22 protein-coding genes are annotated in these 20,025 nt (G+C 75.5%); 15 read left to right on the top strand and 7 right to left on the bottom strand.

Annotation, left to right across the window (positions count from 1 at the left end; genetic code table 11):
• Positions 1-13: 13 nt before the first annotated feature.
• Entirely contained in the window at positions 14-1,228 is a 1,215-nt protein-coding gene (locus PH189_RS07020) for an acyl-CoA dehydrogenase family protein (RefSeq protein ID WP_274188055.1), read from the top strand.
• Positions 1,225-2,346 (top strand): acyl-CoA dehydrogenase family protein, encoded by a 1,122-nt coding sequence (locus tag PH189_RS07015; RefSeq protein ID WP_274188054.1) that lies wholly within the window; start codon positions 1,225-1,227, stop codon positions 2,344-2,346. Before PH189_RS07020 ends, PH189_RS07015 begins: the two co-directional genes overlap by 4 nt.
• Positions 2,347-2,353: 7 nt before the next feature.
• Here the strand turns inward: PH189_RS07015 and PH189_RS07010 are convergent, their stop codons facing one another.
• The gene (locus PH189_RS07010; RefSeq protein ID WP_274188053.1) at positions 2,354-2,704 is read right to left on the bottom strand and encodes a tautomerase family protein; all 351 of its coding nucleotides are present in this window, start codon (positions 2,702-2,704) and stop codon (positions 2,354-2,356) included.
• Positions 2,705-2,868: 164 nt separating this feature from the next.
• Here PH189_RS07010 and PH189_RS07005 point away from each other — a divergent pair, with 164 nt between their 5' ends.
• From PH189_RS07005 to PH189_RS06970, 8 genes are all read left to right on the top strand, one after another.
• Complete coding sequence (locus PH189_RS07005) at positions 2,869-5,097, top strand: FUSC family protein (RefSeq protein WP_274188052.1); 2,229 nt, start codon at positions 2,869-2,871, stop codon at positions 5,095-5,097.
• 20 nt (positions 5,098-5,117) lie between these two features.
• Positions 5,118-6,170: an MBL fold metallo-hydrolase gene (locus PH189_RS07000; RefSeq protein WP_274188051.1), complete on the top strand. Its 1,053-nt coding sequence runs from the start codon at positions 5,118-5,120 to the stop codon at positions 6,168-6,170.
• 68 nt (positions 6,171-6,238) lie between these two features.
• Positions 6,239-6,454 carry a dodecin family protein gene (locus PH189_RS06995; protein ID WP_274188050.1) on the top strand — a complete coding sequence of 72 codons (216 nt, stop codon included), beginning with the start codon at positions 6,239-6,241 and terminating at the stop codon, positions 6,452-6,454.
• A gap of 177 nt (positions 6,455-6,631) precedes the next feature.
• Positions 6,632-6,880, top strand: coding sequence for a hypothetical protein (locus PH189_RS06990; protein WP_274188049.1), 249 nt, complete (start codon positions 6,632-6,634; stop codon positions 6,878-6,880).
• A 116-nt stretch (positions 6,881-6,996) separates the two neighbouring features.
• A complete protein-coding gene (locus PH189_RS06985) occupies positions 6,997-8,235 on the top strand; it encodes a glycoside hydrolase family 88 protein (protein ID WP_274188048.1) in 1,239 nt (412 codons plus the stop codon).
• A 100-nt stretch (positions 8,236-8,335) separates the two neighbouring features.
• Positions 8,336-8,494 carry a hypothetical protein gene (locus PH189_RS06980; RefSeq protein WP_274188047.1) on the top strand — a complete coding sequence of 53 codons (159 nt, stop codon included), beginning with the start codon at positions 8,336-8,338 and terminating at the stop codon, positions 8,492-8,494.
• 32 nt (positions 8,495-8,526) lie between these two features.
• Positions 8,527-8,976 (top strand): MarR family winged helix-turn-helix transcriptional regulator, encoded by a 450-nt coding sequence (locus PH189_RS06975; RefSeq protein ID WP_274188046.1) that lies wholly within the window; start codon positions 8,527-8,529, stop codon positions 8,974-8,976.
• Positions 8,976-10,376 (top strand): MFS transporter, encoded by a 1,401-nt coding sequence (locus PH189_RS06970; protein ID WP_274188045.1) that lies wholly within the window; start codon positions 8,976-8,978, stop codon positions 10,374-10,376. The genes PH189_RS06975 and PH189_RS06970 overlap by 1 nt, the downstream gene beginning before the upstream one ends.
• 15 nt (positions 10,377-10,391) lie before the next feature.
• Here PH189_RS06970 and PH189_RS06965 read toward each other — a convergent pair whose 3' ends face one another.
• Positions 10,392-11,669, bottom strand: coding sequence for a hypothetical protein (locus PH189_RS06965; protein ID WP_274188044.1), 1,278 nt, complete (start codon positions 11,667-11,669; stop codon positions 10,392-10,394).
• A 258-nt stretch (positions 11,670-11,927) separates the two neighbouring features.
• Here PH189_RS06965 and PH189_RS06960 point away from each other — a divergent pair, with 258 nt between their 5' ends.
• Positions 11,928-12,368, top strand: coding sequence for a hypothetical protein (locus PH189_RS06960; protein ID WP_274188043.1), 441 nt, complete (start codon positions 11,928-11,930; stop codon positions 12,366-12,368).
• 6 nt (positions 12,369-12,374) lie between these two features.
• On the opposite strand, the gene PH189_RS06955 is transcribed toward PH189_RS06960, so the two are convergent.
• Positions 12,375-12,932 carry a bifunctional nuclease family protein gene (locus PH189_RS06955; protein WP_274188042.1) on the bottom strand — a complete coding sequence of 186 codons (558 nt, stop codon included), beginning with the start codon at positions 12,930-12,932 and terminating at the stop codon, positions 12,375-12,377.
• A gap of 83 nt (positions 12,933-13,015) precedes the next feature.
• Here PH189_RS06955 and PH189_RS06950 point away from each other — a divergent pair, with 83 nt between their 5' ends.
• The 3 genes from PH189_RS06950 to PH189_RS06940 are packed head-to-tail and all read left to right on the top strand — an operon-like array spanning position 13,016 to position 16,664.
• Positions 13,016-13,546, top strand: coding sequence for a 2Fe-2S iron-sulfur cluster-binding protein (locus PH189_RS06950; RefSeq protein ID WP_274188349.1), 531 nt, complete (start codon positions 13,016-13,018; stop codon positions 13,544-13,546).
• Positions 13,543-14,565, top strand: a complete 1,023-nt coding sequence (locus tag PH189_RS06945; protein ID WP_274188041.1) for an FAD binding domain-containing protein — start codon at positions 13,543-13,545, stop codon at positions 14,563-14,565. The genes PH189_RS06950 and PH189_RS06945 overlap by 4 nt, the downstream gene beginning before the upstream one ends.
• The gene (locus PH189_RS06940) at positions 14,562-16,664 is read left to right on the top strand and encodes a xanthine dehydrogenase family protein molybdopterin-binding subunit (protein WP_274188040.1); all 2,103 of its coding nucleotides are present in this window, start codon (positions 14,562-14,564) and stop codon (positions 16,662-16,664) included. The genes PH189_RS06945 and PH189_RS06940 overlap by 4 nt, the downstream gene beginning before the upstream one ends.
• A gap of 45 nt (positions 16,665-16,709) precedes the next feature.
• Here the strand turns inward: PH189_RS06940 and PH189_RS06935 are convergent, their stop codons facing one another.
• Together PH189_RS06935 and PH189_RS06930 are read right to left on the bottom strand one after the other, a co-directional pair.
• The gene (locus tag PH189_RS06935; protein WP_274188039.1) at positions 16,710-17,492 is read right to left on the bottom strand and encodes an SAM-dependent methyltransferase; all 783 of its coding nucleotides are present in this window, start codon (positions 17,490-17,492) and stop codon (positions 16,710-16,712) included.
• A 29-nt stretch (positions 17,493-17,521) separates the two neighbouring features.
• Positions 17,522-17,980: a hypothetical protein gene (locus PH189_RS06930; protein ID WP_274188038.1), complete on the bottom strand. Its 459-nt coding sequence runs from the start codon at positions 17,978-17,980 to the stop codon at positions 17,522-17,524.
• 71 nt (positions 17,981-18,051) lie between these two features.
• On the opposite strand from PH189_RS06930, the gene PH189_RS06925 reads away from it, so the two are divergent.
• Complete coding sequence (locus PH189_RS06925; protein ID WP_274188037.1) at positions 18,052-18,843, top strand: class I SAM-dependent methyltransferase; 792 nt, start codon at positions 18,052-18,054, stop codon at positions 18,841-18,843.
• Here the strand turns inward: PH189_RS06925 and PH189_RS06920 are convergent.
• Positions 18,819-19,655, bottom strand: a complete 837-nt coding sequence (locus PH189_RS06920; protein WP_274188036.1) for an oxidoreductase — start codon at positions 19,653-19,655, stop codon at positions 18,819-18,821. The two genes, PH189_RS06925 and PH189_RS06920, sit on opposite strands and share 25 nt — an antisense overlap.
• Positions 19,643-19,969: a hypothetical protein gene (locus PH189_RS06915; protein WP_274188035.1), complete on the bottom strand. Its 327-nt coding sequence runs from the start codon at positions 19,967-19,969 to the stop codon at positions 19,643-19,645. Before PH189_RS06915 ends, PH189_RS06920 begins: the two co-directional genes overlap by 13 nt.
• Between the last annotated feature and the right edge of the window lie 56 nt (positions 19,970-20,025).

Here is a 20,025-nt window from a genome sequence, read left to right as displayed (position 1 = left end):
GCAGGGTGCAGGGGTGACTGCGACCGACAGCCCCCCGGACGCGGGCTCCCTGGACGCGACGGCCCTGGCCGCCCGCGTCGAGGAGTTCCTCGCCGCCCACGACCCCTCGACCACCGAGCCCGGCGAGTTCCTGCGCGCACGCTTCGCCGCCGGCCTCGCGTGGGTGCACTACCCCGCGGGCCTGGGCGGTCTCGGCGCCGAGAACGGCCTGCAGGCCGCCGTCGACGCCGCGTTCGCCGCGGCCGGGTCGCCCGAGAACCGTCCGCGCCTCAACGTCATCGGTCTGGGAATGGCCGCGCCGACGATCCTGCGCTTCGGTGACGACGCCCAGAAGGAGCGCTGGCTCCCGTCGCTGTGGACGGGCGAGGACATCTGGTGCCAGCTCTTCAGCGAGCCCGGCGCGGGCTCCGACCTGGCGGGCGTCGGCACCAGCGCGGTCCGGGACGGCGACGCGTGGGTGCTCAACGGGCAGAAGGTGTGGACCTCGATGGCCCACCACGCCCGCTGGGGCATCCTGCTCGCCCGCACCGACCCCGAGGCGGTCAAGCACCGGGGCCTGTCCTACTTCGTGGTCGACATGACCGCGCCCGGCGTGGAGGTCCGCGGGCTGCGGCAGATCACCGGCGAGGCCGAGTTCAACGAGGTCTTCCTGACCGACGTCCGGATCCCCGACGACCAGCGCCTCGGCGAGGTCGGGCAGGGCTGGGCCGTCGCGCAGTACACGCTGATGAACGAGCGCGTCGCGATCGGCGGCGGCACGCTGCCGCGCGAGAGCGGCGCCGTCGGGTCCCTGGCCGCGCGGTGGCGCGAGCACCCCGAGGCGCACACCCCCGGCCTTCACGACCGAATGCTGCGGCTGTGGGTCGAGACCGAGGCCGCCCGCCTCACCGCGGAGCGCCTCGGCCAGCAGCAGGCCGCGGGCCAGCCGGGACCCGAGGGCTCCGGCGTCAAGATCACCTACGCGCGCCTGAACCAGGAGTGCTCGAGCCTGGAACTCGAGCTGCGCGGCGAGGACGGCCTGCGCTACGCCGACTACACCGAGCGTCGCCCCGAGGTCGAGGACTACGCCTCCCGCGACGCCGGCTGGCGCTACCTGCGCTTCCGCGCCAACTCCATCGAGGGCGGCACGTCGGAGATCCTGCGCAACGTCATCGCCGAGCGCGTGCTCGGCCTGCCCGCCGAGGCCCGTGCCGACAAGGACCTCCCGTGGAAGGACCTGCCCCGATGAGCGCCGCTGTTCCCGGAGGCACGCCCACCACCGGCGACCTCCTCTACTCCGACATCGAGGACGACCTGCGGGCGAGCGTCCGCGCGCTCGTCGACAAGCAGGCGCCCTGGGACGCCGTCCTCGCCCGCACCGACACCGATCAGCCCGTGGACACCGACCTCTGGAAGCGGCTCACGCAGGAGATCGGCGTGGCGGGCCTGCCCGTGCCCGAGGAGCGCGGCGGCGCGGGCGCCTCGTGGCGCGAGGTCGCCGTCGTCGCCGAGGAGCTGGGCCGCGCCGTGGCCCCCGTCCCGTTCCTCGGCACCGCCATCGCGACGGCGCTGCTGTCGGGCACCGGGGAGGACGAGCTGCTCGCGGCCGTCGCCGCCGGGGAGCGCACCGCCGCCCTGGCCGTCGGCGCGACCCGCGGGGCGGGACGCCCGGTGCCGGTGACCGTCGAGCGGCAGGGGGCCGGCGACCTCCTGCAGGGCACCGTCACCGCCGTGATCGACGCGGTCACCGCGGACGTGCTGCTCGTGCCGGTCTCGGAGGGCCTCGCGATCGTGGAAGCCGACGGGGACGGGGTGACCCGCACGACCGCCGAGTCGCTCGACATGACCCGCCGCCTCACCGACGTCACGGTCGACGGGGCGCCGGCGCGGATCGTGACAGGGCCCGGAGTCGACGGAGCCGTCGATCGCGCGCTCCGGATCGGGGCCGCGATCCTCGCCTCCGAGCAGCTCGGGCTCGCCGAGCGCTGCCTCGCCGACACCGTCGCCTACCTGCGCGAACGCCACCAGTTCGGCCGGCAGCTGGCGTCGTACCAGGCCCTCAAGCACCGTCTCGCCGACCTCTGGGTGGCCATCACACAGGCGCGCGCGACGGCCCGCTACTCCGCCCGGTGTGCCGCCGACGACTCCCCCGACCTCCCGATCGCGGCCGCCGTCGCCGCGGCGCACTGCTCCGAGGTGGCCCTGCTCGCCGCCGAGGAGGGCCTGCAGCTCCATGGCGGCATCGGGTTCACGTGGGAGCACCCGGCGCACCTGTTCCTCAAGCGCGCCCGCGCCGACGCCCTGCTCCTGGGCTCGGCGGACCACCACCGGTCGGTGCTGGCCGACCTGTGCGCGCTGCCCTCGTGAGGTCAGGTCACGGCTCGACCATCCCCTCGGCGGCGAGCTCCGAGAGGTAGACCCACACCAGGTCCGCGGAGACGTCCGTCGCCGCGACCACCGCCTCGCGGACCGCGGCCGCGAGGGCCTTCGTCGTGGCCTCCTCGCCCCCGGCGGGCAGGTGCCCGCGGACGAACACCGACCCCACCGGTGCCGTCCGGCCCCCGACGAAGTGGTCGCGTCCCTGCAGATCCTCGATGATCACCTGCACCGAGGACGAGGATCCGCCCGTCACCCGGCTGTGCGTGTCGGTCAGCTGCTCGGCGAGCCGCGCTCGCCGTCCCGGTCCCAGCGTCTCGGTGCGCGCACGCACGAGGTAGGTCGGCACGTCGGCTCCCTTTGATCGTCGGTGGACGCGACGAGCCTTGTCCGAGAGCGGGCCCCTCGTCCAGCCCCGGCCTCATCCGGATTCACCGTCGGGCGCCACGCCCCCGCGGTGCGACGGGTGTGCTGTCCCTCGTGCTCGCGCCCGGCGGACGGCAGACTCGCCCCATGGCCGGACGGCGGGGCTTGCGATGGCTCCTGCGCCACGACCCCGGCCTCGCCGCGAGCCGGCGCGCGGCCCGCGTCGCCGTCGTCGCGACCGTCGCCTTCATGCTGACCCGCTACGGCCTCGGGAGCCCGACGATCGCCGTCTACGCGGTGTTCGGGGCGATCGGGTTCGGCGTGCTCTCCCAGGTGGTCGGCACGCCGCGGGAGCGCACGCGCACGCTCGCGGCCTGCTTCGTCGCGGGGTCGGTGCTGGTGACGCTCGGGACGCTGCTCGCCGGGAGCACGGCGGCCGCCACGATCGGGATGCTGGTGGTCGGCGTCGTCGTCGCGTTCCTGCCCACCGGCGGACCCCGTGCGGCCGGCGTCGCCAGCGGTCTGCAGCTGCTCTACATCCTGCCGTCGTTCCCGCCCTACGCCCCGGAGACGTTGCCCGGGCGCCTGCTCGGGCTGGCGATCGGGATGGGGCTCCTCGCGATCGCCGATCGCGTCCTCTGGCCGCCCCGGCCGATCGAGAGCTACGCCTGCCGCGCGGCCGCCGCGGCCCGGGCTATCGCGGACCTCGTGGACGCCGCGACCACCGGCGTCGGCGACCTCCCCACCCGCCGGGCCGTCGCGGAGCACGCGGACGGGCGCCTCAAGCTGCTCGCCACGCCGTGGGAGGAGCGCCCGACCGGTCCGGGCGCCGAGGATCGCGGGCTCGCCCACCTCGGGGCCGCGCTGCGGGCGGTGCGGGGACGTGTCGAGGTGCTGATCGCGGGCGACACCGAGAACGCCGGCGACGCCCCCGCCGAGTGCGTCAACCCCGACGTCCGGGCGCCGCTGGCCGCGACCGCGGCGTCCCTGCGGCGCACGGCCGACGCCCTGACCGGCCACGGTCCGCCACCGGAGGTCGCGGACGTCGACGCCGCCCGCGCGGCGTACACCGCACTCCGCCTGGCCGCGCTCGCCTCGGTCGGGGACAGCGAGGAGGCCATCGCCCGCACCCGGGCGGCCGTGGCCGTCGGGCAGATCCTGTCGGCGGCACGGGTCGCGGTGCAGGCCGCGCGCATCGTCGTCGATCCGCGGGGACGCGCCCGGACGCCGGCGCCGGGCGATCTCGCGTGGTGGACGACCGCGTCCACCCCGCTGCTGTGGTGGCGACGAATCCGCGCCCACCTCTCACCGCGGTCGGTGTACCTGCAGAACGCGGTGCGCCTCGGTGTCGGGCTCGCGCTCGCCCGGTTCGTGGCGGGCGAGCTCGACCTCTCGCACGGGCTGTGGGTCCTGCTGGCGACGCTCACGCTGATGCGGACGTCGGTGATGACGACGCGCGCGACCCTGCTCCCCGCCATCGTCGGGACGACGGCGGGCGCGGTGCTCGCGGCCGGCCTGCTCGCACTCGTCGGGCAGGAGACCGTGGTGTACGCCGTGCTCTTCCCCGTCCTGTGCGTCGCCGCCGTGGGAGCCGGCCAGGTGTTCGGGATGATCGCGGGGCAGGCGTCGTTCACGCTGCTCGTCGCGGTCCTGTTCGCCCAGCTCGCGCCCGCGGGCCCGTCGCTGGCGGGGGCGCGCGTGCTCGACGTCGTCGTGGGGGCGGTGATCGGGATCGGGGTGGGCGCGGCCGTGTGGCCGGCGGGCGGCCACGGCGAGATGCGGCGGGACGCCGCCCGGTGCCTGCTCGCGAGCGCGGACCTCATCACGGCGATGGCGGCCTGGCTCTCCGGGGCGGGCGCGCGGGACGAGGTCGCACGGCGACTCGCGACCGCCGACCACCGGATGCTGCTCTTCGAGGCGACGTTCCTGCAGTACCGGGCCGAGCGCGGCGGTCGGCACGAGAACGACGTCGACTGGTTCACGGTGCTCGGCGTGGTGCACCGTGTCGTCCGCGCGGCGCGCTCCGCGCTCGACGACCCCGCCGAGCCGGACGCCGTGTCCCCCTGGCCCGACCTCGTCGAGCAGCTCCGCCGCGACGCCGGCGTGCTCGCCGAGGGGTACCGCGGGGTGGCGCGGGCGCTGCAGGCGGACCGTGATCCGGCCACCGATCCGGCGGCCCTCCTCGGCCTGCCGGCGGACTTCCTCGACCGTGCCCTGGTGGCGATCACCGCCGCCCCGGGACGGCGCGAGCACCCGCGTGAGGCGCTCTGGCTCGTGTACGCCTGGGGCCGGCTGGGCTGGCTCGCCGACGACCTCGCCGTCCTCGGCGCGGTCCTCGCGCCCGCGGCGGGCAGGAGACGCGCGCTCGCGGCGTGACCGCGCCTAGGCTTCCCCGTGTGTGCCGGGAGCCCGCGAGTGCCGAGGACATGCGCCTCGCGGCGCCGCGTCCCGCGCCGGGCCCCGCTGTCGACCCGATCGCGCTCGCCCCGGTGGATGACGTCACCGTCACGGTGCTGACCGACAACGTCTTCGACGCGCTGCTCGCCGACGACGCCGTGGGCACGCGCGCACGTCTCGGCACCGGCGGCCGCGTGCCCGGCGAGCAATACGTCGACGGGCAGGCCGCGCCGGGTCTCGTCGCCGAGCACGGCTTCGCCGCCGTCGTCACCGTCCGCCGCGGCGACCACGAGCACACCCTGCTCTTCGACACCGGCGTCTCCCCCGAGGGCATGGCGTCGAACGGACGTCGCCTCGACGTCGATCCCTCGGCGTTCGCGGCGGTCGTCCTGAGTCACGGTCACGGCGACCACACCGGCGGCTTCCCGGGCCTCGTGCGCTGGCTCGGGCGCCACGACCTCCCGCTCGTGCTGCACCCCGACGCCTTCACCCCGCGCCGCCTCGCCCCGCCCGCCGCGCCGCCGTTCGTCATACCGACCCTGTCGCGGCGCGCCCTCGAGGGCGAGGGCTTCTCCCTCGTGGAGCGCCGGGTGCCGTCGGTCCTGCTCGACGGGTGCGTGCTGGTCACGGGCGAGGTCGACCGCGTCACCGACTTCGAGACGGGCATGCCGCACCACGAAGCCCGGGCCGACGGCGTCTGGCGGCCGGATCCGTGGATCGTCGACGACCAGGCGCTGGTCATGAACGTCCGCGACCGCGGCCTGGTCGTCATCACCGGCTGCGGGCACGCGGGCGCCGTCAACATCGCCCGCCACGCCCTGCGCCTCACCGGCGTGGAGCACCTGCACGCCCTCCTCGGGGGGCTGCACCTCACCGGGCCGGGCTTCGAGCGCGTCATCGAGCCGACCGTCGCCGCCCTCGGCGAGCTCGCCCCCGACGCCGTCGTCCCGGCCCACTGCACGGGCTGGCGCGCGCAGATGCGCCTCGCCACCGAGCTCCCGGACGCCTTCGTGCCCGGATCCGTCGGGAGTCGGTACCGCTTCGCCGCGTGAGGTGTGGCCTGCATCACAACGGGCACCCCCTCCGTGTCAAGGAGAACCGACCGAGGAGGCCCCATCCCATGTCCGACAGCGTCTACCGCGTCACCCAGCTCATCGGGACCAGCACCGAGTCCTGGGAGAAGGCCGCACAGAACGCGATCCAGACGGCGGCGAGCTCCGTGCGTGACCTCCGGATCGCCGAGCTCGAGAAGTCCGACCTCGTGATCGAGAACGGGCAGATCACGCACTACCGCGTGCGGCTGTCCCTGTCCTTCAAGTACGAGAGCGAGAGCTGACCGACGCCAGCGCCTTCGCGGCGATCCTTCGGTTCCCGAAGCGACCGCCCGCCCGGATGTTCGATCGTCAACCGAATGGGTGGTGTGGCACACGGCCGATAACGACGGACCGCTGCGCTGCGAGAACCATCCAGAACGTTCCATCGGGGGAGCGTCGGGGATACATCGGGGGATGTCATGGGCGTTCTGGCCATCGTGGGTGTCGTCGGTGCCGCGGGTGCGGGGGCGGGTGCGTGGATGGCCACGCCGCTCGTGTCGATGGCTCGCAAGGGCACCACGGACCAGCAGACGGTGGAGGGCTGGCGCGTCGAGGCCGACCGCGCGGCCGCCGTGGTCCGCGCGCGCCGCCGTGCCGCGGTCGTCGCGAGCATCCCGGCGCCGCGGAGCGCCGCGCACGACCAGCTCCGCTCGCCGATCGCCGGCTGAGCCGCCCGTCGGCCCTGGTGGGGGCGGCTGTTAGCGTCCTGCGCCCGTACGGCCGCCGTGACATCCGCAGCGGCCGGCGACCCGGGGGGTTCGCGATGGGAGCAGGCCGGAAGACCGTGCGGCAGGGGTTGGTGGCCGCCGCGCTCGCGGCCGTCGCCGTCACCGGGTGCAGCGCGCCCCCGGCGCCCACAGCCCCGCCCGCACCGAGCGAGACACCGGTCGCCACGGCACGCGACGCCTCCGCCGCCGCCGACCCGGCCGGCCCCGTCCTCACCTTCGCGGACGCGCGCCTGGCCGCCACGGCCGACGGGCTCGCGCCGCCCGCCTACCCGGTGCGCACCAACCCGGACGGCACCTGGCTGACCAAGGACGCCGAGGACTGGACCGCCGGGTTCCTGCCGGCAGCGCTCTGGAGGGTCTTCGAGCGCACGCAGGACCCGGTCTGGCGCGACCGCGCCGAGCGCTGGCAGGCGCCGCTGGCGTCGGAGACGACGCACGACGACACCGACCTCGGCTTCAAGATGTTCATGACCTTCGCGGTCGACCACCAGCTCACCGGCGACGAGTCCGCCAAGCAGACGGCCCTGGCCGCGGCCGACACCCTCGCCGCCCGCTTCAACCCGACCGTCGGGCTGATCCGCGTCTGGGACGACCGCGACGACGCGGAGAAGTACCAGGTCAACATCGACGCGATGATGAACCTGGAGCTCCTGTACTGGGCCGGGCAGAACGGGCGCCCGCAGTACACCGACATCGCGAACCGGCACGCGCAGCGCACCATGACCGACCTCGTGCGCCCCGACGGCAGCACGTCGATGTTCGGCGGCTACGACCAGCGCACCGGCGCGCTGCAGCGGACCTACACGATGCAGGGCTTCAAGGACGACTCCACGTGGGCCCGCGGCCAGGCGTGGGCGATCTACGGATTCGCGACCGCCTACCGCTACACACAGGACCCGCGCTATCTCGAGACCGCGCACCGCACCGCCGACTGGTTCACCGGTCACCTGCCGCCCGACCGCGTGCCCTACTGGGACTTCGACGTCCCGCAGGCGCCGCCGGAGCCGCGGGACACCTCGGCCGCCGCGATCGCCTCCAGCGCGTTGCTCGAGCTCAGCCAGCTCGACCCCGCTCGGGCGGCCGGTGACGTCGACGCCGCCCGCGGGATGCTCACCTCGCTGTCGTCGCCGGAGTACCTCTCGCGGAACACCCCGTTCCGCTCGATCCTGATCCACGGCACGCAGAACCTGCCCGAGGGCCAGCAGGACTCGGGGATCATGTTCGGCGACTACTACTTCGTCGAGGCGCTGAACCGCTGGGAGCGCCAGGTCGGGCCGTCGGCCCAACTCGGCTGACCCCACTCGACTGACCCCACTCGACTGACGCAGCTCACCCCGGAGTGACGGGTCGCTTGACGCGGTTGCGCGCAGCGCCATCGACAGCGCCGGACAGCGGGTGCGCGCCACCTCGCGCCTCGACCTCGCCGCGGACCTCCCGCTGCTCATCGCCTGGGGCACCGCCGACGCGCTCGACAGCGCGGCGTTCGCCGACCGGATCGCCGGACATGCGGACATGGAGGGCGATCGACAGGACGAACTGAACAGTCCACATTGAACAGTTGAGACTGTCGACCTAGCCTGGACCCCGTGGCGGAGACCGGGGAGCTGAGCACGTCGGCGGTGCGGGCGGCGCACGAGGTGCGCGTCGCCGTGGGACGGCTGCGGCGGCGCCTGCGCGAGTCGCGCGACCCCGACGAGCTCACGCCGACGCAGACGTCGCTGCTCAGCCGTCTGGACCGCGAGGGCCCGCGCACAGCAAGCGAGCTCGCCGCGGCCGAGGGGGTGCGCCCGCAGTCGGTGGCGGTCTCGGTCGGCGCGCTCGCCGAGCGCGGCCTGGTGGAGCGCCGGCCCGATCCCGAGGACGGCCGCCGCCAGACGATCTCGGTCGCCCCCGCCGGCCGGGCGCTGCTCGACAGCACTCGCGCCGCGGGCGAGGAGTGGCTGGCGCGCACGCTGCACGAACAGCTCACCGAGGACGAGCGCGCCACGGTCATCGCCGCCATGGGCCTGCTCGACCGGGTGGTGACCGCCCGCTGATGACGACCGCCCTTCATCGCCTGTCACCGGCCGCCGACCCCGTCCCCGGCCACTTCGACCGCCGGCTCGTCGCGCCCATGGTGCTCGGGGCGATCCTCAACCCGATCAACTCGTCGATGATCGCGGTCGCGCTCGTCCCCATCGGCTCGGCGCTGGGCGCGGAGCCGGCGCAGACCGCCTGGCTGGTCTCGGGGCTCTACCTCGCGACGGCGATCGGCCAGCCGGTGGTCGGGCGCCTCGTCGACCTCTACGGCGCACGGCGGCTCTTCCTCGCCGGCGCGGTGCTCGTCGGCGTCGGCGGTCTCGTCGGCGCCCTGGCCCCGTCGATCGGCGTGCTCGTGCTCTCCCGGGTCCTGCTCGGGCTGGGGACCTGCGCGGGCTATCCGGCCGCGATGACGCTGATCCGCGGCGAGGCCGACCGCACCGGGCAGGAGAGCCCGGCGACCATCCTGACGGTGCTCGCGGTGTCGACCCAGACCGTCGCGGTGATCGGTCCGACGCTCGGAGGGTTCCTCATCGGCGTCGGCGGCTGGCGGGCGACGTTCACGGTCAACGTCCCGCTCGCCCTGGCCTGCCTGGTCCTCGGCGCGCTCTACCTGCCGCGCCGTGCTCCGGACGGGGCGGGGCGTCCCGGCGACGCCCTCCGCGCGATCGACCCGCTCGGCATCGTCCTGTTCGTGGCCACGCTCGTCACGCTGCTGGTGTTCCTGACGCACCTGCGCGCCGACCTGTGGTGGCTGCCCGTGCTCAGCGTCGCCGCCGGGGCCGGGCTGACGTGGTGGGAGCTGCGCGCGCCCGCCCCGTTCCTCGACCTGCGCCTGCTCGGCGGCAACCTCCCGCTGCTCGCCACCTACGCCCGGTCACTGCTCGCGGCGATCACGTCCTATGCCCTGCTCTACGGGTTCACGCAGTGGCTCGAGGAGGGGCGCGGGCTCTCCCCTCAGATCGCGGGGCTCGTGCTGCTGCCGGTGTTCGCCGCCGGGATCGTGGTCTCGTCGATCACCGGGCGGTCGCCGCGCATCCGCGGCAAGTTGCTGGCCGGGGCGCTCGCGCAGGTGGCGCTCGCCGTCCTGCTGCTGTTCGTCGACGCGCAGAGCGCCCTGTGGTTCCTGCTCGCCGTCGCCGTGCTCGCCGGCATTCCGCAGGGCCTGAACAACCTCGCCAACCAGAACGCCGTCTACCACCAGGCCGACCCCGCGCGCCTCGGCTCGTCGGCCGGCCTCATGCGGACGTTCTTCTACCTCGGCGCCATCACGGCGTCGGCGACGAACGGCATCGTGTTCCGCGACGGCGCCGGCACCGCGGGGATGCACGAGCTCGCGCTCGTCATGCTCGCCGCGTCGGTGCTGTTCGCCGTCCTGACGGTCGCCGACCGTTCCCTGCGCCGCGTGGCCGCCTGACCCGGCCGACCCGGCTCAGGTCCGCGCGACCTCGCGCATCCGGATCAGCCGGACGCGGGGCGCCGTGGCCTGGTCTGCCTGGTCCTCCGGGGAGCTGTCGGACGGGTCCTCCCCCGAGGCGCGGGCCGCGGGGACGTCGACGACGCCGTCGCGCCGCGACTCGATCGCCAGGATCATCCGGTGGGCGCGGCCCACGAGGTCGCCCTCGGCACGGTCGAGCGCCGCGGTCAGCCAGTTGATCGCGCCGCGGTCCCAACGGCCCGGCTCGGGGGTGTGCGCGGCCGAGCGCTGCGCGAGCGTGACGCCGAGCCGGTAGAGGGCCTCGGGCTCGAGGTCGTCGGGCGCGACCTGCGTCGCCAGCCACAGGGCGACCTGGTCGTCGCCCCGGGCGAGCGCGACGCGCGCGGTGCGGGCGCGCTCCTCCGGGCCGAGGCGACCCCACAGGTCGCGGGCCAGCTCCTCGGGCACGGCCCAGCCCGCCGCGTCGCGGTCGGCGAGGTGGGAGAAGAGACGGTCGGCGGCGAGGTGCACGCGCCCGTCACGTCGGGTCGCGCGCAGCAGCCGCATCCCGCCGTGGTCGGCGCGGACGAGGTCGCGGGCCACCCGTCGCAGCTCCTCGGGCTCCGGCGCGGGCACGCCCAGCGCGGCGAGGTGCACCGGCGCGACCTCGGCGAGCAGCTGCGGCGTCAGCGGGACCGGGACGTGGAGGCGCTCCCAGTCCACCGCCGTGCGCAGCACGGCCAGCGGCAGGAGCGACGACCACCCGACGGGATCGAGGATCGCGCGCGCCCGCAGCACCGGCCGCACCCGCTCCCCCGCCGGCGTCCCGTCCGCGGGCATGGTCACCAGCGCGTCGTCGAGCAGCGCGCGGGTGGGACCCGCGACGAAGGCGTCGAGGGACGTCCGCCGGGCCGTGAGCACCAGTCGGACGTCGGTGGACAGCCGCCCGACGACGGCGGGGACGACCTGGTCGAGCAGCGCGGGCGGGGCGTCGTCGGCGAGCACGACCACCGGCCCGGAGCGCGCGGCCGTCTCCGCGGCCGACGTCAGCGCCCGCGCGAGGTCGACGGAGTGCGGATCGGCGATGGCCAGGAGCCGGGTGTCCCCGAGCATCCGGCGCAGCCCGCGGTGCACGGCCCGGGACGTCCCGGCGAGCCGGTCGCCGGTGACCACCACGAGCGGGCGGTCCGCGCCGAGGACGTTCTCGAGCCGGTCGTCGGCCGCGCGCGCCACGTACGGCGCCGTCGCCTCGACGTCGTGCACCCCGACGAGCTCCGGGCCCACGTCCGCCATCCGTACCGCGCCGTCCCCGAACGGTGAGCCCGATCGATGCGCGCGCCCCCATGTCACACACGGAGTGTCACGTGAATCGCCGCAACACGCCAGAAGGATGTACGTGCCGCACCCGGAGGTCGGTGCTAGGGCTGCGACGTTCGCTCGTCCGTGGCCGGATTCGCGTCGGGCGTGTGAACGGCCTCATGACGGCAACCCTGGAGCGCGATACGCCGATCAGCCCAGCGCCGTTGCGCGCCGGGCACACGGAGGTGCTCCATGGGACGCCACAGCAACGCCGACACGACGGTCGGGCTCACCGCTCGCCCGACCGGCCGCCGCGAGATCGCCACCGCGATCCGCGCCGCCGCGCCCACCCCGCCACCCGCCGGCGGCCTCGACGTGGCGACGCTGTCGCTGCGACCCGCGAGCCCGGTCGCGACCGCGGTGCCGACGACGGCCCCGGCCGCGCGCCTGGGGTGGCGGGAGCGACGGGCCGCCCGCCAGGAGCAGGCCGCGCAGGCGGCCCTGGCCGCGCGGCTGTCGCGGGCCGAGCGCCGCACCCGTCAGGTGTCGGCCGCCGCCCCGAGGCCGGTGGCGCCCGTCGTGCCCGCACCGCGCTCGCCGGACCCCTCGGTCAGCGGGCCGCTCGCCATCGGTGTGCTCGCCACCGCGCGGCCACCGTGGGACGCGCGGTCACCGGCCGGCACCTCCCGGTAGGCCCGGCTACTCCTCGTCGGCCTTGAAGTCGTCGGGCGTGGCCTCGGCGAGCGCGCGACGCAGGCGTTCCACCTCGTCCTCGACGTCGGGGGACGCCGGGCCCGGGGTCGGGTCCGCCTCGTCGGGCTCGTCCTCGGCGCCGCCGACCGTCGCCACGGCGCTCGCGGGCAGGGCGGCCTCGTCGAGGACCGCCTCGGACACCTCGATCGGGCAGCCCTGGTGCACGGCGAGCGTGACCGCGTCGCTGGCGCGCGCCGAGACCGCGCGGGTGCCGCCGTCGGACGTGGTGATGTCCAGCTCGGCGTGGAACTGCCCCTCGACCAGCTCGGTGAGCCGGACCCGCACGAGCCGGGCGCCGAACGCCTCGACCGCATCGAGGAGCAGGCGATGGGTCAACGGGCGCGGCAGGGTCGCCGCGACCTCGGCGGCCGCGAGCGCCGTGGCCTCGGGCGCGCCGATCCAGATCGCGAGGTAGCGGCGCGCACCGCCCTGCTCGCGCAGCAGGAGCACGGGGTCCTCGCTGCCCTGTTCCTGGCCCACCCCGGCGATCTCGACCTCTGCCATGCCTCCATCGTGCGCCGACGAGGCGGTCCCGTCGACCGGTCCCCCGTGCGGGTGGCGTGGCAGACACGGGGTACCTCTCCGGAGTGCACGCCGATCTCTCCCTGACCGTCGACGGGCGGCGCCACGAGCTCACCGTCGACACCCGCACCACCGTGCTCGACGCCCTGCGCGAGCACCTCGACATCACCAGTGCGAAGAAGGGCTGCGACCACGGGCAGTGCGGTGCCTGCACCGTGCTCCTCGACGGCCGCCGGACCCTGTCCTGCCTGTCGCTCGCGGTCGCCCACGACGGCTCCGAGGTCACCACCGCGGACGGGCTCGGCGCCGACGGCGCGCTGCACCCGCTGCAGGAGGCCTTCCTCGCCCACGACGCCTACCAGTGCGGGTACTGCACGCCGGGCCAGATCTGCTCCGCGGTCGGCATGCTCGAGGAGGCCGCCGCCGGCCACCCGAGCGTGGTCACCTCCGACCTCGGCGCCGACCTCACGGCCGGGGTCGACCTCGATCGCACCGAGATCGCCGAGCGCATGAGCGGCAACCTCTGCCGCTGCGGCGCCTACGCGCACATCGTCGACGCGGTCGACGAGGTCGCCCACCGCGAGGTGGCCCGGTGAAGCCCTTCGCCTACGAGCGACCCGACGACGCGCAGGGCGCCGTCGCCACCGTCTCCGCCGATCCCGACGCGGCGTTCCTCGCCGGCGGCACCAACCTGGTCGACCACCTGCGTCTCGGGCTCGCCACGCCGAGCACGCTGGTCGACGTCACCGGCCTGACCTCGACGGAGATCACCGACGCGCCCGACGGCGGCCTGTCGATCGGCGCCGGGGTGCGCAACGCCGACCTCGCCGCCGACGAGCGGGTCCGCGCCCGTTACCCGGTGCTCGCGCAGGCCATGCTCGCCGGCGCGTCCGGCCAGCTGCGCAACATGGCCACCACGGGCGGCAACCTGCTGCAGCGCACCCGGTGCGCCTACTTCCAGGACCTCACGACGCCGTGCAACAAGCGCCAACCCGGCTCGGGCTGCTCGGCGCTGGAGGGCTGGGCGCGCCACCACGCGGTGCTCGGCGCGACCCACGAGCCCGCCGACGTCGCCTGCGTCGCCACCCACCCGTCGGACATGGCCGTCGCCCTGGCCGTGCTCGACGCGCAGGTCCGCGTGCTCGGCGCCGAGGGCGAGCGCTCGATCCCGCTCTCCACGCTGCACCGCCTGCCGGGCGGCGAGCCGTCGCGCGACACCGTCCTCGCCCACGGCGAGCTCGTCACCGCCGTCGACCTGCCGCCCTCGCCGATCGCGGCGCGCTCGACGTACTACAAGGTGCGCGACCGCGCGTCGTTCGCCTTCGCGCTGGTGTCGGTGGCCGCGGCGATCGAGGTCGTCGGCGACACGATCACCGACGCCCGCCTCGCCCTCGGCGGCGTCGCCCACAAGCCCTGGCGGGCGACCGCGGCCGAGGAGGCCCTCGTCGGCGCGCCCCCCACCGACGACACCTTCCGGGCCGCGGCCCGCGCCGAGCTCGTCGACGCCCGGCCCGTCGAGAGCCCGCGCGGCGGCACCGCGTTCAAGCTGCCGCTCGTGACCGCCGCCGTCACCGCCGCGCTGCGCGGGCTGGCCGGCGGGGAGGAGCACGCATGACCCTGACCCCCCACGCCATGGGCACGGCGATGCCACGTCCCGAGGGCCCCGAGAAGGTCCGCGGGCGCGCCCCGTACGCCTTCGAGCACCCGGCGGCCGAGCCGCTCTACCTGTTCCCGGTGCAGGCGGCGATCCCCCGCGGCCGGGTCACCGCGATCGACACGTCCGCCGCGGACGCCCTCGACGGCGTCGTCCTCGTGCTCACCCCGGAGACCGCGCCGCGCCTGTCCGACGCGATCGACCCCGACCACGGCGTCCTGCAGTCGGCGCAGGTGCACCAGTACGGCCAGTACGTCGCCGCCGTGGTGGCCACGACGTCGGAGACGGCGCGCGAGGCAGCCGACCTGGTGCGGGTGACGTACGCGCAGGAGCCGCACGTCGCCGCGCTCGACGAGGACTCCTCCGAGCTCTACGGCCCCGACACCCTCGTCACCGGCGCCCCCGCCGACGACACCCGCGGCGACCCCGACGCGGCGCTCGCGGGGGCCGCGGTGACGGTGCGCGCCACGTACCGGACGCCGATGGAGCACCACGAGCCGATGGAGCCGCACACGACGGTCGCCGTCTGGGAGGGCGAGCGGCTCGTCGTGCACGAGGCGACCCAGGCCGTCAGCTGGACCCGGCAGGCGCTCGCGGGGGCGTTCGGGCTGGCCGAGGACGACGTCGACGTCGTCGCCCCGCACGTCGGCGGCGGGTTCGGGTCCAAGGGCGGGACGCACCCGAACACCGTGCTGACGGCGCTCGTCGCGCGGGCGGTTCCGGGCCGGACGGTGAAGTACGCGCTGACGCGCCAGCAGATGTTCGACCTCGTCGGGTACCGGCCCGCGACGATCCAGCACGTCGCGCTCGGCGCCGACGCCGACGGCCGCCTCACCGCGATCACCCACGACGTCGTCGAGCAGAGCTCCCGCATCCAGGAGTTCGTCGAGCCCACGGCGGCGTTCAGCCGCGGGATGTACGAGGCCGGTGCGCGGCGCACGACCCACCGCGTCGCGCCCCTCGACATCGGCGTCCCGACCTACATGCGCGCCCCCGGCGAGGCCCCGGGCAGTTTCGGCGCCGAGTGCGCGATGGACGAGCTCGCCGGCGCCCTGGGCGTCGACCCGATCGAGCTGCGGGTGCGCAACGAGCCCGAGGTCGACCCCGAGCAGGGCCTGCCGTACTCCAGCCGCAACCTCGTGGCGTGCCTGCGCCGGGGCGCGGAGCGGTTCGACTGGTCGCGCCGCGACCCCACCCCTCGGTCGCGTCTCGTCGACGGCTGGTGGCACGGCACCGGGGTGGCCGCGGCGTCGTTCCCCGTCGTGCGGTTCCCCGGCTCCGAGGCGCGGGTCCGGGCAGCCAGGAACGGGGCACTCGGGAACGGCGCAGGGGCGCCGCGCTACGTCGTCGAGATCGCGGCCTCCGACATCGGGCAGGGCGCGTGGGCGGCGCTCACCGCCATCGCCGCCGACGCCCTCGACGTGCCCGTCGAGCGGATCGACCTCGCCATCGGGGACACCGCGTTCGGTTCCGCGTCGCCCGCCGGCGGCTCGAGCGGCACCACGTCCTGGGGTGCGGCGATCACCGAGGCGGCGGAGCGCTTCCGCGACAAGTACGGCGACGACCCGGACGACGGCGACGAGGCCGACGCCACGACCCCCGACAACCCGTGGGCGGCCGAGTACGCCATGCACGCCTACGGCGCGCACTTCGCCGAGGTCGCCGTGCACGCCGACACCGGCGAGATCCGCGTGCCGCGGATGCTCGGCGTCTTCGCCGCAGGCCGGATCGTCAACCCGCTGACGGCGCGGTCGCAGTTCCTCGGCGGCATGACCATGGGGCTCTCCGCGGCCCTGCACGAGGAGAGCGTGCTCGACGACCGGTTCGGCCACGTCGTCAACCGCGACTTCGCCGGCTACCACATCGCGACCTGCGCGGACGTCGGTCGGATGGACGTCGAGTGGCTCGACGAGGACGACCCCTACGTCAACCCGATGGGGTCCAAGGGCATCGGGGAGATCGGCATCGTCGGCGCGGCCGCCGCGATCGCCAACGCCGCCCACCACGCCACCGGCGTGCGCGTGCGCTCGCTGCCGATCACCCTCGACGCGTTCCTCTGACCCACCCACGTGAGCGAAGTTCGGGGCGTTAGCCCCGAACTTCGCTCACGGCACCCGGGCGACCGCGGCGTACACCCCGACCGGCTCGCGCTGCTCGGGCGCGGGCCAGGCGGTGACGTCGACGAGGCCGGGCGGGAGGAGCTCGAGGCCGGGGTCGTCGGCGAAGAGATCGGCGAGCTCCCGACGCGTGCGCGAGTAGGCCGGGGTCTCGCTGGCGGCCATCACCGCGGTGATCGTGTCCATCGCGGCGGCCAGCTCGGGGTCGTCCTGGTCGGCGCTGCCGTGCGAGACGACGACCAGGCTCCCCGGCGCCAGCACCGACCGGTACGCCGCCAGCACCGCGGCGATGTCGTCGTCCGGCGCGACGAAGTGCAGCGCGGCGACCACGAGCACGGCGACGGGCCGGGAGAAGTCGAGCAGGTCGGCGACGCCCGGCGAGGCGAGCACGTCGGCGGGTCGCCGCAGGTCGGCGCGGGTGGCCGTGACGCCGTCGACCTCGGCGAGCAGCTCGTGCGCGTGCTCCACCGCCACCGGTTCGATGTCGACGTAGGCGATCCGCGCCCCGGGCCGCCGGGCGCGGGCGATCTCGTGGACGTTGCCGACGGTCGGCGCCCCGGAGCCGAGGTCGAGGAACTGCTCGACGCCCTGGTCCAGGCAGAACCGCACCGCGCGGGCGAGAAAGCCCCGGTTCTCCCACGCGATGCGCTGCAGCCAGGGGAAGTCGGCGAGCAGCGCCCGCGCGGTGTCGCGGTCGGAACCGAGGTTGTGCGCGCCCCCGAGCATGTAGTCGTAGACGCGCGCCGCGTTCGCGCGCTCCTCCTCCGCCACGGCGTGCACCCTGCCCTACCGGCCGGTGATCAGCGGGCAGCGGCGATGCCGGCGGCGAGGCGTGTCACGGCGACCCGGGTCTCGCCGACGGCGGCCACGCACGTCGCGGGGTCGGCCGGGGCGACGCCGGCGGGGCACCCTGCGCGGAGGAAGTGCTCGTGGCCGGTCTCGACGGCGGCGGACGGGTCGGTGATCTCGCGGTCGTCGGGCCTCGCGCCCGCCGCCGCGTTCGCGACGTTGCGGACCTCCTCCTCCCAGCGACCGCACACCGGCCACTGCCGCAGGAGGTCGCGCGAGGTGTAGCAGGGGTCCTGCTGGATGAGGCCGAGCTTGGTGCGCGCCGCCTCGAGCGAGGTGTCCGGCCGCGCGGCCGGTGCCGACGTGCCCTGCGTGTACTCGCTCGAGCAGCCGCCGAGGACCCCGCCGAGGACCAGGAGCGCCAGCGCCGTCGTCACCACGGTCCGTGCTGCTCGCCCCGTCGCCGTCACCGCCTCACGGTGTCACGCGCGGCCCGGCCCGGCGCGGCAGGACCAGCACGCAGGAGGCAGGCTCACCGGACGTGGGTGCCGGGGTCGTCGTCACGACGAGCAAGTCGCCGTCGGACGCGGTGTGCGCCGAGGCCCGGCGCCTCGCCGACGCCTGGGGCCTGCCCGTCGTCGACCGCAACCGGCGCTCGGTCGCGACCGCGCGCGGGGACGCCGCGACCGCGCTGGTGTGCACCGCGGAGGGCTGGGTCGCCGAGTCCGCGCGCGGGCGCCTGACGTTCCACCAGGGCACGGCGGCCAAGCGCCTGCGGGCCCTGCGTCACGGCGACACCGACCCGCTGATCCGCGCCGGCCAGCTCCAGCACGGCGACCGCGTGCTCGACGCGACCCTCGGCCTCGGCCGCGACGCGCTCGTCGCCGCCTGGGCCCTCGGACCCGACGGCGCGGTGCTCGGCGTCGAGGCCGACCTCGTCCTCGCCGTCCTCGCCACCGAGGGGTTCGCCGGCGCCATTCCCCGGCCCGGCTCGGCCCCGGTGCAGGTCCGCCACGGCGACTCCCGGGAGGTGCTCGCAGACCTGGCCGCCCGCGGCGAGCACGTCGACGTCGTCCTGCTCGACCCGATGTTCACCGACCCGCGCGCCTCCGACCACGGCTTCGCCCTCGCCCGCGACCACACCGTGGGCACCCCGCTGACCCCGGAGTGGGTCGCGCTGGCGCGCGCCGTCGCGCGGCGCTGGGTGGTCGTCACCGCGGAGCGGGCGCGGCCGTGGTTCCCCGACTCCGGTCTCGTCCGCCTCGAGGGGACGCGCTCGGGTCGGTGGTTCCGGGCAGGACCGTGTCCTCAGGACACGGTCTCCGTCGGGTAGTCCGTGTGACGCCCCAGCTCCTCGACGGCGTCGAGCTCGGCGAGGCGTGCGTTCAGGGTCGCGCGGATGGAATCGAACGCCGACGGGCCGAGCGGCAGGCGCAGCGGCGGGTCGTCGAGCTCGGTGACGTCGACGACAGCACGAGCCGCGCGCTCGGGGTCGCCGGGCTGGGTGCCGTGGAGCGCGGCGAACCGGGCGCGCGACTCGTCGAGGATCTCGGCGTAGGCCTCCATGGGCTCCGCGCGCGCCGGTGAGCGGCCCGCGAAGTCGGTGCGGAACGGGCCCGGCTCGATCATCGTGACCTTGATGCCCAGCGGCGCGACCTCCGCCGCGAGCCCCTCGGACGCGCCCTCGAGCGCGAACTTCGAGCCCGAGTACGCCGACCCCCCGAGCGCCGAACGCACCCCCGCGAGCGACGACATCTGGATCACGTGACCCGACCCCTGGGCGCGCATGACCGGCAGCACCGCCCGCGTGACGGCGAGCGCACCGAAGGCGTTGACCTCGAACTGGTCACGGATCTGCTGCTCGGTGAACTCCTCGAACGCCCCGCGGCTGCCGTAGCCGGCGTTGTTGACGACGACGTCGATGCGCCCGAACGCGGCCACCGCCAGGTCGACCGCCGCCTTCACGGCCGCCGGGTCGGTGACGTCCAGCGGGGCGGTGCGCACCCGCTCCGGGTCGAGCGCGGCGAGGTCGTCGACGTCCTCGACCCTCCGGGCGGTGGCGACCACGCGGTGCCCGCGCGCCAACGCCTCCCGGGCGATCGCGCGCCCGAACCCGCTGCTCGTCCCGGTGATCAGCCAGACCACGTGTGACTCCGTCTCGTGCGTGCTTGTCCGTGTGCCGACGGGTCACGGTAGGGCGACGACTCCCGCGGCGGGCCCGTCCATCCGACCGGAGCAGCCCCGGACGAGGGCGGTCGGGGCGGCCGTCGTGAGGGCCACGCGATCACGAGCGCCATCGCGAGCATGACCAGGGAGAGCAGGTCGGCCGTGGTGACGCCGTGCCGGGAGGTCAGCTCGAGCAGCACGTCGCCCTCGACGGGCTTGTTGATGCGCACCCAGATCACCGCACCGACGACGAGCAGGGCCGCCAGCATGAGACGCCGCGCCGAGAACACCATGCATCCAGGACGTCCACGCGCCACGCATCGTTCCCCGGACGCTCACCGATGTGACG

Origin of the sequence: Actinomycetospora chibensis, assembly GCF_028737215.1 — a bacterium.
In the GTDB taxonomy this organism is placed as follows: domain Bacteria; phylum Actinomycetota; class Actinomycetes; order Mycobacteriales; family Pseudonocardiaceae; genus Actinomycetospora; species Actinomycetospora chibensis.
The sequence above is the reverse complement of the archived record's forward strand: the minus strand, read 5'-3'. Positions and strand labels throughout refer to the sequence as shown.